14 protein-coding genes and 1 tRNA gene are annotated in these 12,917 nt (G+C 67.7%); 8 read left to right on the top strand and 7 right to left on the bottom strand.

Annotated elements, in window-relative coordinates:
• Positions 1-61: 61 nt before the first annotated feature.
• Positions 62-1,435 carry a protein kinase domain-containing protein gene (locus GO591_RS03025; protein WP_255446923.1) on the top strand — a complete coding sequence of 458 codons (1,374 nt, stop codon included), beginning with the start codon at positions 62-64 and terminating at the stop codon, positions 1,433-1,435.
• 16 nt (positions 1,436-1,451) lie between these two features.
• Here the strand turns inward: GO591_RS03025 and GO591_RS03020 are convergent, their stop codons facing one another.
• Positions 1,452-2,399 carry an NAD-dependent epimerase/dehydratase family protein gene (locus GO591_RS03020; protein WP_157155455.1) on the bottom strand — a complete coding sequence of 316 codons (948 nt, stop codon included), beginning with the start codon at positions 2,397-2,399 and terminating at the stop codon, positions 1,452-1,454.
• A gap of 56 nt (positions 2,400-2,455) precedes the next feature.
• Between GO591_RS03020 and GO591_RS03015 the strand changes: the two genes are divergently transcribed.
• Positions 2,456-3,067 carry a MerR family transcriptional regulator gene (locus GO591_RS03015; protein WP_157155454.1) on the top strand — a complete coding sequence of 204 codons (612 nt, stop codon included), beginning with the start codon at positions 2,456-2,458 and terminating at the stop codon, positions 3,065-3,067.
• Positions 3,068-3,110: 43 nt separating this feature from the next.
• On the top strand, positions 3,111-3,761 hold the full coding sequence (locus GO591_RS03010; protein ID WP_157155453.1) for a VOC family protein: 651 nt from the start codon (positions 3,111-3,113) through the stop codon (positions 3,759-3,761).
• 32 nt (positions 3,762-3,793) lie between these two features.
• Here GO591_RS03010 and GO591_RS03005 read toward each other — a convergent pair whose 3' ends face one another.
• The 4 genes from GO591_RS03005 to GO591_RS02990 are packed head-to-tail and all read right to left on the bottom strand — an operon-like array spanning position 3,794 to position 7,732.
• Positions 3,794-4,570, bottom strand: coding sequence for an enoyl-CoA hydratase (locus tag GO591_RS03005; protein ID WP_157155452.1), 777 nt, complete (start codon positions 4,568-4,570; stop codon positions 3,794-3,796).
• The gene (gene mmsB, locus GO591_RS03000; protein ID WP_157155451.1) at positions 4,567-5,490 is read right to left on the bottom strand and encodes a 3-hydroxyisobutyrate dehydrogenase; all 924 of its coding nucleotides are present in this window, start codon (positions 5,488-5,490) and stop codon (positions 4,567-4,569) included. The genes GO591_RS03005 and mmsB overlap by 4 nt, the downstream gene beginning before the upstream one ends.
• Positions 5,487-6,593, bottom strand: a complete 1,107-nt coding sequence (locus GO591_RS02995) for an enoyl-CoA hydratase/isomerase family protein (protein ID WP_232466254.1) — start codon at positions 6,591-6,593, stop codon at positions 5,487-5,489. Before GO591_RS02995 ends, mmsB begins: the two co-directional genes overlap by 4 nt.
• Complete coding sequence (locus GO591_RS02990) at positions 6,590-7,732, bottom strand: acyl-CoA dehydrogenase family protein (RefSeq protein WP_157155450.1); 1,143 nt, start codon at positions 7,730-7,732, stop codon at positions 6,590-6,592. Before GO591_RS02990 ends, GO591_RS02995 begins: the two co-directional genes overlap by 4 nt.
• A 132-nt stretch (positions 7,733-7,864) precedes the next feature.
• Here GO591_RS02990 and GO591_RS02985 point away from each other — a divergent pair.
• Positions 7,865-7,946, top strand: a tRNA-Leu gene (locus tag GO591_RS02985).
• Positions 7,947-7,970: 24 nt separating this feature from the next.
• Here GO591_RS02985 and GO591_RS02980 read toward each other — a convergent pair.
• Positions 7,971-8,444 carry a nuclear transport factor 2 family protein gene (locus tag GO591_RS02980; protein WP_157155449.1) on the bottom strand — a complete coding sequence of 158 codons (474 nt, stop codon included), beginning with the start codon at positions 8,442-8,444 and terminating at the stop codon, positions 7,971-7,973.
• 49 nt (positions 8,445-8,493) lie between these two features.
• Here GO591_RS02980 and GO591_RS02975 point away from each other — a divergent pair, with 49 nt between their 5' ends.
• Positions 8,494-8,799, top strand: coding sequence for a nucleotidyltransferase family protein (locus GO591_RS02975; RefSeq protein ID WP_157155448.1), 306 nt, complete (start codon positions 8,494-8,496; stop codon positions 8,797-8,799).
• A gap of 37 nt (positions 8,800-8,836) precedes the next feature.
• On the opposite strand, the gene GO591_RS02970 is transcribed toward GO591_RS02975, so the two are convergent.
• Positions 8,837-9,277 (bottom strand): Lrp/AsnC family transcriptional regulator, encoded by a 441-nt coding sequence (locus GO591_RS02970; RefSeq protein ID WP_198295533.1) that lies wholly within the window; start codon positions 9,275-9,277, stop codon positions 8,837-8,839.
• 165 nt (positions 9,278-9,442) lie between these two features.
• Between GO591_RS02970 and pdhA the strand changes: the two genes are divergently transcribed.
• Genes pdhA through GO591_RS02955 form a run of 3 tightly spaced genes read left to right on the top strand, consistent with a single transcriptional unit; the run spans position 9,443 to position 12,917 of the window.
• Positions 9,443-10,555: a pyruvate dehydrogenase (acetyl-transferring) E1 component subunit alpha gene (gene pdhA / locus GO591_RS02965; protein ID WP_157155447.1), complete on the top strand. Its 1,113-nt coding sequence runs from the start codon at positions 9,443-9,445 to the stop codon at positions 10,553-10,555.
• Complete coding sequence (locus tag GO591_RS02960) at positions 10,552-11,577, top strand: alpha-ketoacid dehydrogenase subunit beta (RefSeq protein ID WP_157155446.1); 1,026 nt, start codon at positions 10,552-10,554, stop codon at positions 11,575-11,577. The genes pdhA and GO591_RS02960 overlap by 4 nt, the downstream gene beginning before the upstream one ends.
• Complete coding sequence (locus tag GO591_RS02955) at positions 11,574-12,917, top strand: dihydrolipoamide acetyltransferase family protein (protein ID WP_157155445.1); 1,344 nt, start codon at positions 11,574-11,576, stop codon at positions 12,915-12,917. Before GO591_RS02960 ends, GO591_RS02955 begins: the two co-directional genes overlap by 4 nt.

Here is a 12,917-nt window from a genome sequence, read left to right as displayed (position 1 = left end):
GACGGATGCCCCTGCCGAAGTTATCCACAGCCGGTAGGGTGAAGCCAATGAGGAACCATCTGTGATCCTGACTAGAACCGAGCTAGGACCACTTCAGAACCGATACCGCCTCCTTGAAGCGGTTGGCCACGGCGCCATGGCTACCGTCTACCGAGCGCACGACCAGGTCCTCGATCGCGACGTTGCCGTCAAGATCTTCTCCGCGACCATGAACGACCCCGAGAGTTCGGTGCGGCAGAACGCTGAATTGCAACTGCTCGCCGGGCTCAGCCACCACAGCCTCGTCCCCTTCTTCGATGCCGGTGTCGGCACCAACAGCCTGGGTGAGAACCATCTCTATCTGGTGATGGAGTTCGTGCCTGGACCAGATCTGAAGGCACGGCTCAAGGAGGGCGTGCTCCTGCCGCGCCAGGTTGCGCAGATCGGGTTGGATGTCGCGGACGCGCTGGACTACATCCACCACCGCGGCATCGTGCACCGGGACATCAAGCCGGCGAACGTGTTGATGGTCGATTACGGGCAGGACGAGCGGTTCGCGCGGGCGCGCCTCACCGACTTCGGAATCGCGCTGATCGAAGGCCGCGAGCGCCACACCTCCGACAACGCGACAGTCGGCACCGCCGCATACCTGAGCCCCGAGCAGGCGCGCGGCGCAACCATCGGCCCGGCGACCGACATCTACTCCTTCGGGCTTGTCCTGCTGGAAAGCTTGACCGGCACCGTGGCCTTCCCCGGCGAACTGGTGCCCTCGGCACTCGCGAGACTGACCAACGATCCAGACATCCCGGATCACCTGCCCAGCGAATGGCGAGAACTCGTTCAGGCGATGACGGCACGCGACCCCGAGGCCCGACCCGACGCCCGCGAGGTGACCCTGGCGCTCGAGCAGATGGAGCGGAGCAAGCACCGGGCCGAGGCGGATGTCGCGGTCCTGCCCACCAACGAACGCGAGCGCATCGAGGCGGTGCGCCGTTACGACATCCTGGACACTCCGCCGGATGAGGCCTTCGATCGCATTACCGCGATTGCTGCCCGGGTGCTCTCGGTGCCGATCGCGATCATCAGCGTGGTCGACCACGACCGGATCTGGTTCAAGTCCCATCATGGCGTCGAGCTGGACCAGATCAGCCGGGACCCCGGCTTCTGCGCCTCGGCGATCCTGCAGGACGGTCCGTGGATCATTGAGGATGCACGGCAGGATCCGCGCGCCCTGGCGAACCCGCTCGTGTCAGGAGACGCCGGATACCAGTTCTATGCCGGGGTGCCGTTGCGCACCGCCGACGGTTACAACCTGGGCACCCTCTGCGTCATCGATACCGAACCGCGCACGATCACGGATGGCGAACTGGCCACTCTCGAAGACCTGGCCGCCCTGGTGATGAGCCAGCTTGAACTGCGGGTCGCGAGTGGGCGAACGGCGAGCCTGAGCGCCTAGCCGTCTGCGCCGGCGCTCATTGATGCGCCTTCGCGGTATGCGCGACCCGTGATTGATACCAGTCGACGGTCGCCGCGAGCGCGTCATCCCAGGGCGTCGATGTGAGCCCGAGCAGCTGCTCGGTTTCGGTGGAATCCATCACGAACGGCTTGTCGAATTGGTACGCGACCGAGTTCACCGCCTTGAGGAACGGCACGAACACACCGAGCGCTGTCATCTCCCAAGCCGGGTACCTGCGCACCTTCCCCTGCCTACCGGTGAGGGCGTTGATTTGCTCCGAGAGCTGCAGCCGGGTCAGCGGTTCCGGGCTCGGCACATGCCACACGCGACCGACGAGCTCGCTGTCTGCCGCGGCGACCAGGGTTCGCACGATGTCGGGCAGGTAGCTGAATGTGTGCGGCTGGGTCGCGCTGCCCACCACCCGCGCCGTCTTCCCGGCGACTACCGGTTCGAAGAACATCGAGCCCATCTGCGAGGTGCCGCCGACTCCGGGGCCGAAGTAGTCGCTTGCGCGCACCTCGACGGCACGGATCTCGCCGCGATCGTGTGCTGCCTTGACCAGTTCCCAGCCCTGTTGCCGAGCCTTCCCGTTCGGCGCGGTCGCGTGCAGCGGCGACGACTCGGTCATCGGCATCGACGCTCCCTCACCGTAGGCGTACAGGTTGCTCATCACGATCAGCCGGGCACCGCTGCGCGACGCCGCCTCGATCGCCGCCCGGTACAGCGGCGGCCAGAGCTCGGGCCACTTGTGGTACGTCGGGTTCGGGGTGAGGAAGATCGTGTCGTGACCGGCTGCGGCGGCAGCGAAGGCCGCGGCATCCGAGGCATCCAGGGCGACCGCGGTGGCGCCGTCCACCGCTGTCGCGGAACGGCTCGCCACCGTCACCGCATCGCCTCGAGCGATGAGTTCACCCGCGACGCCGGAGCCGATGGCCCCTGCGCCGACAACCAATGATTCAGACATCCGACTCTCCGTCCTTGTTATGGATATGCACGATATCAGATATGTAAGATATCCGTATGAGAATGGCGGAATTCAGTCGAGTGAGCGGCGTCTCGGTCGCGACGATCAAGATGTACTTGCGGGAGGGGCTGCTCCCGGCCGGCGAGAAGCACGGACCGAACCAGGCCGTCTATGGCGATGTGCACCTCAAGCGGCTCCGCCTGGTCCGCGCGCTGGTCACCGTGGGAGGCCTCAATCTGAGCGCCGCCCGGGCGGTCACGGCGGCGATCGATTCGGACATGCCGATCGCCGAGGCATTCGAGATCGCGCAGCACTCGGTGTCGGAGTCTGTGGCGGGGGAACCCGAGCCGGAGGCTTTGCGCGCGATCGATGATGCAACCGCGGGCTGGCATGTCTCCGCCGACAACCCCGGCCGCTTGCAGGCCGCGCGAGCGCTCGAGGCCTTCACCGCCGCGGGACAGACGGATGCGCGCGGTTGGGTGAACCGATACGCCGAGGCCGCGCTGGCCGTCGCCGAAGCGGACCTCGACGAGATCGCGGAACGACCAAACCGCACCTCGAGGGTGGAGACGGTCGTCGTCGGCATCCCGGTCGGCGACGCGTTGCTGTCGGGTCTGCGCCGCGCGGCGCAGGAGCACGTCACCTCCCAGCGGTTCGGCGCCCCGTAGCGGTCCGATTCACACGCGAGCAACCCGGCCGTAGGGTGGCGCCATGACTGAGCGGATCACGTCCCAGCAGTTCCACGAGTCCAGCGGTGTCGACGATTGGCGGTCGGTGTTCGGCGGGGCGGCCGCGCAGTTCCGGACGAAGTCGTTCGCGACCGGGGTCAAGCTCGTGAACGTGATCGGCGAGATCGCTGACGCCGCGAACCACCACCCCGACGTCGACCTGCGCTACGGCAGCGTCACCGTGCGGGTGATGACCCATGATGTCGACGGCCTGAGCTCGAAGGATGTCGACCTCGCCCAGAACATTTCGGCCGCCGCGGCGGCACTCGGTATCTCGGCGCAGCCCGCCGTCGTGCAGACGGTGCAGCTCACGATCGATGCCCTTGACATCGAGAAGGTCAAACCGTTCTGGCGGGCGGTGCTCAACTACCGCGAATCCGGCGACGAGGATCTGGTCGATCCCGCCGGTCGCGGCCCGTCGATCTGGTTCCAGCAGATGGACGCACCCCGCCCGCAGCGAAACCGCATCCACGTCGACGTCTCGGTGCCGCACGACCAGGCCGAGGCGCGCATCGCTGCCGCCCTCGAAGCCGGCGGTCACCTGGTCAGCGACAAGTTCGCGCCGGCGTGGTGGACCCTCGCCGATGCCGAAGGCAATGAGGCCGACGTGGCCACCTGGACGGGTCGCGACTAGACCGGCATAAGCCTGAGCGCGGAGCCCGACCTCTACTGCCCGCGGAACTCCGGCGCGCGCTTCTCGCGGAACGCCGCCATCCCCTCAGCCTGGTCATCAAGGGCGAACAGCGCGTGGAAGGCCCGGCGCTCGAAGCGGACACCCTCGGCCAGCGTCGTTTCGGAGGCGACCCGCACAGCCTCCTTTGCGGAGTAGAGCACCGGCAGCGACTTCGCCGCGATCCCGGATGCCACCTCCAACGCCTCATCAAGCAGGGCATCCGCCGCAACGATCCGCGATACCAGGCCGGCGCGTTCTGCCTCGTGAGCGCCCATCGTCCGCCCGGTGAGGATCATGTCCATCGCCTTGTACTGGCCGATCGCCCGGGTCAGCCGCTGGCTGCCGCCCATGCCCGGCATCACGCCGATGCCGACCTCGGGCTGGCCGAACTTTGCCGTCTCGGCCGCGATGACGATGTCGCACATCAGCGCGAGCTCACAGCCGCCGCCGAGCGCGTGGCCGGCGACCGCGGCGATCACCGGGGTGCGGATCGCGGCGAAGGTGTCCCATGGCCCGAACCAGTCGGCCAGGTGCATGTCCGCGTAGCCCTGCTCGGCCATCTCCTTGATGTCCGCACCGGCGGCGAAGGCCCGCTCCGACCCGGTCAGCACGATCGCACCGATGCCGGCATCCCGGTCGAACCGGGTTGCCGCGTCGACCACCTCACCCATCAGTTCCTGGCTGAGCGCGTTCAGCGCATCCGGCCGGTGCAGGGTGATCAGCCCGACCCGGTCTTGGCGTTCGACAAGGATGGTGCGGTAGTCGGTCATGCGGTTTCCCCCTCGGCGCTCTGCGCGCGGATCACGGTGATGATGGCGGAGAAGTCCTTGCGGGCTCCCTCGCCGCTGGCGAAGTCGTGGTAGAGCTCGCTCGCGAGCGTACCCATCGGCGCACTCACACCGGTGGAGGCGAGCGCCTGCTCGGCAAGACCAAGGTCCTTGGCCATCAGCGCACTGGCGAATCCCGGCTCGTAGTCGCGGTTGGCCGGACTGGTCGGCACCGGACCCGGCACCGGGCAGTTGGTGGTCAGCGCCCAGCACTGCCCGGACGCGTTGGACGCGACATCGAACAGGGTCTGGTCGGTGAGCCCGAGCCGCTCGCCGAGCACGAAGGCCTCGGCCACCGCGATCTGGCTGACCGCGAGGATCAGGTTGTTGCAGACCTTGGCGGCCTGGCCGAGTCCGGACTCGCCGCAGTGCACGATGCGCTTTCCCATGTGCTCGAGGATCGGCCTGGCGTTCTCGAAGTCCTCGGCCGGCCCGCCGACCATGAACGCGAGGGTGGCGTTCTCGGCGCCGACTACCCCGCCGGAGACTGGCGCATCGATGTGCCGATGCCCGGCGTTCACTGCCAGTTGATGCGCGGCGCGGGCCTCGTCGACCGCGATCGTGGACGAGTCGATGAACAGGGTGCCCGGCCGCGCGACATCCAGCAGCCCATCGCGTCCGTCGCCACCGCCGGTGTAGGCGTCGATGACGTCCTTGCCGCTTTGGAACATGGTGATCACGACATCCGCACCGGCCACGGTGTCGATGCCGCTCGCCGCGACGGTGATCCCGTTGCCGGCGGCCGCCTCGACCGCGGCGGGCATGATGTCGTAGCCGGTGACGGTGTATCCGGCTTTGACCAGGTTGGCCGCCATTGGCCCACCCATGTGGCCGAGGCCGAGGAACGCGATGGTCTTCGTCATGACTGTCTCCTCATCGTCGGGCTGGCGTCCGCGGTGGCGGACAGGCCCAGTTCGTGGTCGACCGGCGCGAAGTACGCCTCGACGGCACCCTCGTCGACGGCGTTCAGGGCGGCTGGTTGCCAACGCGGCTGACGGTCCTTGTCGACGACCTGCGCACGGATGCCTTCTGCGAAGTCGTGCGAGGCGAGCGCGTGCAGCGACACCCGGTACTCCTGATCGAGCACCGCCGCGAGGGATGGCAGCGCCCGCGCCCGGCGCAGCGACTCGAGGGCCACGGCGAGCGCGATCGGTGACTTCGCCTCCATCGTGTCGGCGGTCGCGCGGGCGTCGGCGAGCGTGATGGCGCGCAGCCGGTTCAGGATGCCGCGGACGGTCGACCCCGCGAATGCCGGGTCGATCCACTCGGCCTGCTCGGCGAGTGCGGCCCGGCCGGCACCAGCCGAGACCTGGGAGATCGCGACATCCGGAGCCTCAGTCTCGAGCGCGGTCAGCAGCTCACCGAGCCGGTCGGACGGCACGCAGAAGTCGGCGAGGCCGAGGTGGATGGCGTCGGCGGCGCCGACCGAGCCGCCGGTCAGCGCCAGGTAGGTGCCGAGTTCGCCGGGCGCGTGCGCGAGCAGCCAGGTGGCGCCGATGTCGGGGATGAAGCCGATGCCGACCTCGGGTAGACCGAGTTTCGAGCGTTCGGTGACGATTCGGTGCGAGCCGTGCGCGGACAGGCCGATGCCGCCGCCGAGAACGATGCCATCCTGAATCGCGACGTAGGGCTTCGGGTAGTTGGCGATGCGCAGGTTCAGCGTGTACTCGTCGCGCCAGAACGCCGCGGATGCATGGCCGTCGCCCTCGGTGGCGTCGCGATAGAGGGAGACGATGTCACCGCCCGCGCACAGGCCACGCTCGCCGGCGCCGGTGATCGCCACGGCGGCCACCTGCGGGTCGTGCTCCCAGCCGTCCAGCGCGGCGAGGATCTGGCGCACCATCGAGTGCGTGAGGGCGTTGATCGCCTGGGGACGGTTGAGGGTGATCAGGCCGAGCCGGCCACGTTTGTCGAAGAGCACCTCGGCGTCGGAAATCTGGCCGCCGGACATCTCGGCGTCGGTCATCGAGCGTGTCCCAGTAGTTCCCGTCCGACGATGACGCGCATGATCTCGTTGGCCCCCTCAGCGATCTGGTGCACCCGCAGGTCACGGACGACCCGCTCGATGCCGTACTCCTGAAAGTAGCCGTTACCGCCGTGCATCTGAAGGGCGGAGTTCGCCGCGTTGAACCCGGCATCGGTGGCGAACCGCTTGGCCATCGCGCAGAGCTTGGTGGCATCCGGCGCCTTCGTGTCGAGCGCGGTGGCGGCTCGCTGGAGCAGGCCGCGCGCAGCCTCGAGCTCGGTGGCCATGTCGGCGAGCATGAAGACCAGCCCCTGATTAGCCGCCAGCGGCTTGCCGAACGCCTCGCGCTTCTGCACGTAATCCAGCGCCTTGTCGAGGGCCCACTGGCCACCGCCGACCGAGCAGGACGACAGCATGATCCGGCCGTTGTTGATCGCGGCGAGCGCGATCGCGAACCCCTCGTTCTCGGCGCCGAGGCGATTGCTCACCGGCACCCGCACGTCCTTCATGATCACCTGGCGGGTGGGCTGCGCGTGCCAGCCCATCTTCTTCTCAACCGGACCGAAGCTGAGTCCCTCGGCTCCGGCGGGCACGATGATCGCGCTGATTCCTCCCGCGCCCGGTCCGCCGGTGCGGGCCATCACCAGGTAGACCGAGGATTCGCCGGCTCCGGAGATGAACTGCTTCACCCCGTTCAACACGTATTCGTCGCCGTCGCGCCTCGCCTCAGTGGTGAGGGCCGCAGCATCCGACCCTCCCCCGGGTTCGGTCAGGCAGTAACTGCCGAAGTGCTCAAGCGTGACCAGCTTGGGCACGAACTGCTGGCGCTGCTCGGGAGTGCCGTACTCGCCGATGGTCCAGGCCACCATGTTGTGGATCGAGGTGTAGGCGGCCACGGCGGTGTCGCCCTTGGCGAGCTCCTCGAAGATGGTGACCGCATCGTTGCGCGTCAGGCCGGCGCCGCCGAGATCCGTCGGCACATAAAGCCCGCCGAGTTTGAGCGTGCCCGCGCGGCGCAACACATCGGCCGGGAAGTGTGCCCGGTCATCCCAATCGCGGGCGTTCGGCGCAAGTTCCTTCTCGGTGAACGAGCGCACCGCGTCGATGATCTCGGCACTCTGCTCAGTCAGCGTTGACATGTCGCCTCGATTCCGGGCCGGGATGCCGCTTCGGGCGTCGATCACGACCGGCCATCGCCCCGAACATTACTGGTCCGCCCGACGCTGCGCTAGGGAAACCGCGCTTCGCTCGCCGCTACACTGGTCTCGCCCGCGGGAGTGGTGAAATTGGCAGACACGCAGGATTTAGGTTCCTGTGCTTTCGGGCGTGTGGGTTCAAGTCCCACCTTCCGCACTTATTAACTGACGGATCGTGTCGCTAGCCTTGGCGGACGGGTACTGCTCGATCTGGTTCGTCTTCCGGGCGGCCCGCGTACCACTCATGGAACTCAGAACACCGTCCGGACTCGTCGAACCGCAGGAACCAGACGTTGTCATAGGCCGTAGCCACGTGGTCACTATTCGGGTGGTAGAAGACAGTCCGCCCATGCGCGACGACCGTGTCGCCCTCGATGGCGACCGGACGATATTTGGCGTCGAAGGACTCGCCAATGAAGTCGTCGCGCTCACGCATCCACTCAGCAACGATCTCATTGCGTCCGGACGCGCGCGTTTGAAATGGGTAATGCCAAACAGCAGTCTCCGACCACAGATCCGCTATTGCTCGTTCGTCATAGAGCTTCCAGGCAATTACGTACGCATCAAGCCAGTTCTGCGCGGCATCCCTTGTGATCACCGCCGCCGAACCGGGTGAGGCGTTGTGCCACTCGGGCTGGTCTAAGAGGGTGGTCATGCGCAAATCGTAGCCGTGGCGTATTCCATGGCCTCGGTAGACTTCCGCCATGACGACGGGGCTGGCACTGGATCGTGCTGCGATCGCCCGCGTGTGCCGCGCGCACGGCGTCAGTCGCCTCAGGATCTTCGGCTCCGCAACGTCCGACGCATTCGACCCCGAACGAAGTGATGTCGACTTCCTCGTCGAGTTCCTGCCGGGGGCCGAGGATGCGTTTGCTGCGTACTTCGGGCTCAAGGAAGATCTCGAAGGCATTCTCGACCGCACTGTCGATCTCGTGATGGCGAACGCTGTGCGCAATCCGCACTTTGCGGAGTCCGCATCGACGAGCGCCGAGGAAGTGTATGCGGCCTGAGTCCGCTGACCGGCTTCTCGCCGATTGACCCTCGGGGCTACCGGGTGTCGTGATCCTCGAAGATGATCCAGGTCCGCGTGCCCAGCACCTCGGGGATCGCCTGCAGTTCGGTGAGAACCAGTTGCCGCAGCTCGGCGATGTCCGCCGCCCGCACCAGCAGCGCGACATCCATGTCCCCGCCGAGCAGCGCGAAGTGCTGCACCGCCGGGATCTCCGAAAGCTTGACCCGCAGGCTCTGCCACGACTCCTGCTCCACCCGGAGCATCACATAGGCGGATGCCGTCTGCCCCAGTTTCACCGGATCGACCTTCGCCGTGAAGCCGGTGATTACCCCCGACTCGACCAGCCGGTTCACGCGCGCATAGGCGTTCGCCCGGGAAATCAGTACCGCGGCGGCAATCGCCCGGATCGACGCCCGGCCGTCTTTCTGTAATTCGGCGACGATCTTGCGGTCGGTCTCGTCCAGTTGTTCGGCCATCTGTCTCCCTTGACATCCGGTTTTCCGATTCAGGCGACCACTCGTACAGGGCAACCCGGCTTGGCGGGCCATTCTTCCAGTACTTGATCACTCATGGCTACAGACGGCCCGAAATGACCGACGATTGACTCGAATCTCGTAACGGCGCGCGATTGAAACGGGGGCATGTCCTTGGCGAACACTGAGACCTATGAGTCGCTGCTCCCCCGGAGCACACCGGTCCAGCTGATCGATCAGCATGGCGCCGCCCATGCTGACGACGAGTTCCGGATGCCATCGACCGAGGCCCTGCTTGAGGGCTACCGCCACATGGTGATCGGCCGACGCTTCAACGACCAGTGCACCGCGCTGGTGCGACAGGGCCGGCTCGCGGTTTACCCGTCCTCGCATGGCCAAGAGGCCTGCCAGGTCGCCGCGGGCCTGGCTCTCCGCAAGGACGATTGGCTGTTCCCCACCTACCGGGATTCCATTGCGGTGAGCATCAAAGGCGTGCCGGCTCGGGACACGCTCACCCTGTTCGCCGGCGGCTGGCACTCGGGCTTCGACCCCTACGAGCACGGTGTCGCCCCTCAGGCGACGCCGCTGGCCACCAACCTGCTGCACGCCGCCGGGTTCGCCCACGCGGCGAAGCTCCGCGGCGAGCCGACCGTCGTGCTCGCCCTGTGTGGCGACGGCGCGACCAGCGAAGGCGACTTCCACGAGGCGCTGAACGTCGCAGCGGTGTTCCAGCTGCCGGTGGTGTTCCTGGTGCAGAACAACGGCTGGGCCATCTCGGTGCCGATCACCCGGCAGACCGCCGCCCCCTCGCTCGCACACAAGGGCATCGGCTACGGCCTTCCCGGGCAACGGGTCGACGGCAACGACTTCGCCGCGCTGCACGCCGTGCTCGGCCAGGCGGTCGACCGGGCTCGGGATGGCGGCGGGCCGACCCTGATCGAGGCGCACACCTACCGCATCCAGCCGCACACCAACGCGGATGACGCCACGAGGTACCGCGACGACGCCGAGGTCGCCGCCTGGGTGGAGCGTGACCCGATCGAACGGCTGCGCGTGTATCTCGAGGGCACCGGCGCGCTCGATCAGGACGGGCAGACCGCAATCACCGCCGAGGCCGAGCACGAGGCATCCGTGCTGCGCGAAGCGATGACCGATGGCGCACCGACGCCGAACCCGCTCGACCTGTTCGCGCACGTCTACGCCGAACCCACCCCGCAACTGCTCGACCAGGCCCGGGTGCTCGAGCGCGACCTCGCCCGCGAACTGGAGGACCACCGATGACGCACGCCCCGGCTCCCCTGTCGCACGACACCCCCGACACTGCGCAGACGGTGACCATGGCGCAGGCACTGAACCGGGCCCTCGCCGACGCCCTTGAGGCTGACGAGTCGGTCCTGGTGTTCGGCGAGGATGTCGGCCCGCTCGGCGGAGTGTTCCGCATCACCGACGGGCTGACAGCCCGGTTCGGTGAAGCCCGCTGTTTCGACACCCCGCTCGCCGAGTCGGCGATCGTGGGCACCGCGGTGGGCATGGCCATGAACGGGTTGCGGCCCGTGGTTGAGATGCAGTTCGACGCGTTCGCCTACCCCGCGTTCGAGCAGATCACCAGCCACGTGGCCAAGACCGGCAACCGCACCCGCGGCCGGGTGCGGTTGCCGATGGTCATCCGCATTCCGTACGGCGGCGGCATCGGCGGTGTCGAGCACCACTCGGACTCCTCCGAGTCGTACTACGCGCACACCCCGGGGCTGGTCGTGGTCAGCCCGTCCACGCCGCAGGACGCCTACGGCCTGCTTCGCGCCGCCATCCAGTCCCCCGACCCGGTGATCTTCCTGGAGCCGAAGCGGCTGTACTGGTCAAAGGGCACGCTCGACACCAGCCTGCCGCTGCCGAAACTGGGGCAGGCACAGGTGGTGCGCGAGGGAACCGATGCCACGCTGATCAGCTACGGCCCGTCGGTCGCGCTCGCGTTGGAGGCTGCGGATGTCGCGGCCCAGGCCGGCCGGAACGTGCAGGTACTCGACCTGCGCAGCCTCGTGCCGTTCGATGACGACACCGTGTTCGCGGCCGTTCGCTCCACCGGCCGGGCGGTGGTGGTGGCGGAGACCCCGGGCTTCGCAAGCTTCTCGGCCGAGATCGCCGCACGGGTGTCGGAGCACTGCTTCCACCATCTCGAAGCACCGGTGCGCCGGGTGACCGGTTTCGACATCCCGTACCCGCCGCCGAAGCTCGAGCACTTCTTCCTGCCCGACCTTGACCGGGTGCTCGACGCGATCGACTCGCTGCAGTGGGAGGACGAGTGAAAACGTTCACCCTGCCCGACCTCGGCGAAGGCCTGACCGAGGCGACCCTGGTCCGCTGGCTGGTAGGGGTCGGCGACACCGTGACGATCGACCAGCCGGTTGCCGAGCTGGAGACCGCGAAGAGCATCGTCGAGGTGCCTTCCCCGTTCGGTGGCACCATCGGCGCATTGCACGGCGCGGAAGGGGACACCCTCGCCGTCGGCGCCCCGTTGATCGAAGTCGAGGAGGCGAACCGCGAGGCGAAGCCCGCGGATCCGGAGGCCGTGCGCGGCGGGTCGGGCAACGTGCTCATCGGGTACGGCACGTCGCCGTCGACTGGGCGGCGCAGGCGTGCCCCGCTCGGAGCGAGCGGTGCGAGTGCTCCGGTCACGGCCAGCGCCTCGAGCACTGCAACCGCACCCGCACCGCACACCGGTCCGGTGCCGGTGATCTCACCGATCGTCCGCAAGCTGGCCCGCGATGAGGGCGTCGACCTGCACCGCGTGCAGCCGACCGGGCCCGACGGGGTCATCACCCGACAGGACGTGCTCGCCCAGGCACACCAAGCCGCTCCGCTGATCGAGCCTGCCGAGATCTCGGCAAGCCGCCGTGCTGAGCTGGTCGAAGCATCGATCAACGAGGAGGGAGCGGTCGACGACCGCACCGGTCTCAGCGTCCGCACCGACGAACAACTCGGCATGCTCCGCCGCACTGCCGCCGAGAAGTTCTCCCGCAGCCGCTCCGAAATCCCCGAAGCCACGGTCTGGGTTGACGTCGACGTCACCCGGCTCTGGAAGCTGCGCGAACGCCTGCTGGTCGACGGACAGCGGATGTCACTGACCGCGTTCCTGGCAAAGTTCACCCTGCTCGCCCTCGCCGACTACCCCGTGCTGGCCAGCCGGCTGAGCGACGACAGTTCCCGGCTGACCACCTTCGAAGGGGTCAACCTGGGCGTCGCGACCGACACCCCGCGCGGGCTGATGGTGCCGGTGCTCCGGCACGCCGAGCAGGCGAGCCTCGCCGATCTGGACCAGCGACTGAGGGAACTCGGCGAGCGCGCCCGCGCGGGAGCCGCACAACCGGCCGAACTCACCGGCTCGACATTCACGCTGAACAACTACGGCACCTTCGGCGTCGACGGCTCGGCTGCGATCATCAACCACCCCGAAGTCGCGATCCTGGGGCTCGGCCGCGTGATTGAGCGTCCGTGGGTCGTGAACGGCAGGATCCGGGTGCGCCGGATCGCGCAACTCTCGCTCGCGTTCGACCATCGCGTTTGCGACGGTGGCTACGCGTCAGGGTTCCTCGGCGCGGTGGTTGCGGCGATCGAGAACCCGTCACGGTTGCTTCTGAAGCTGTAA

Source organism: Diaminobutyricimonas sp. LJ205 (genome assembly GCF_009755725.1).
In the GTDB taxonomy this organism is placed as follows: Bacteria; Actinomycetota; Actinomycetes; order Actinomycetales; family Microbacteriaceae; genus Ruicaihuangia.
Note: the sequence above shows the minus strand (reverse complement) of the source record. Positions and strands in the feature narration are given on the sequence as shown.

What these genes read in the sequence shown, in the direction of transcription:
- GO591_RS03020 (WP_157155455.1), bottom strand. Translation starts at nt 2,399, where the DNA reads ATGTCTGAATCATTGGTTGTCGGCGCAGGGGCCATCGGCTCCGGCGTC.
- GO591_RS03015 (WP_157155454.1), top strand. Translation starts at nt 2,456, where the DNA reads ATGAGAATGGCGGAATTCAGTCGAGTGAGCGGCGTCTCGGTCGCGACG.
- GO591_RS03010 (WP_157155453.1), top strand. Translation starts at nt 3,111, where the DNA reads ATGACTGAGCGGATCACGTCCCAGCAGTTCCACGAGTCCAGCGGTGTC.
- GO591_RS03005 (WP_157155452.1), bottom strand. Translation starts at nt 4,570, where the DNA reads ATGACCGACTACCGCACCATCCTTGTCGAACGCCAAGACCGGGTCGGG.
- mmsB (WP_157155451.1), bottom strand. Translation starts at nt 5,490, where the DNA reads ATGACGAAGACCATCGCGTTCCTCGGCCTCGGCCACATGGGTGGGCCA.
- GO591_RS02995 (WP_232466254.1), bottom strand. Translation starts at nt 6,593, where the DNA reads ATGACCGACGCCGAGATGTCCGGCGGCCAGATTTCCGACGCCGAGGTG.
- GO591_RS02990 (WP_157155450.1), bottom strand. Translation starts at nt 7,732, where the DNA reads ATGTCAACGCTGACTGAGCAGAGTGCCGAGATCATCGACGCGGTGCGC.
- GO591_RS02980 (WP_157155449.1), bottom strand. Translation starts at nt 8,444, where the DNA reads ATGACCACCCTCTTAGACCAGCCCGAGTGGCACAACGCCTCACCCGGT.
- GO591_RS02975 (WP_157155448.1), top strand. Translation starts at nt 8,494, where the DNA reads ATGACGACGGGGCTGGCACTGGATCGTGCTGCGATCGCCCGCGTGTGC.
- GO591_RS02970 (WP_198295533.1), bottom strand. Translation starts at nt 9,277, where the DNA reads ATGGCCGAACAACTGGACGAGACCGACCGCAAGATCGTCGCCGAATTA.
- pdhA (WP_157155447.1), top strand. Translation starts at nt 9,443, where the DNA reads ATGTCCTTGGCGAACACTGAGACCTATGAGTCGCTGCTCCCCCGGAGC.
- GO591_RS02960 (WP_157155446.1), top strand. Translation starts at nt 10,552, where the DNA reads ATGACGCACGCCCCGGCTCCCCTGTCGCACGACACCCCCGACACTGCG.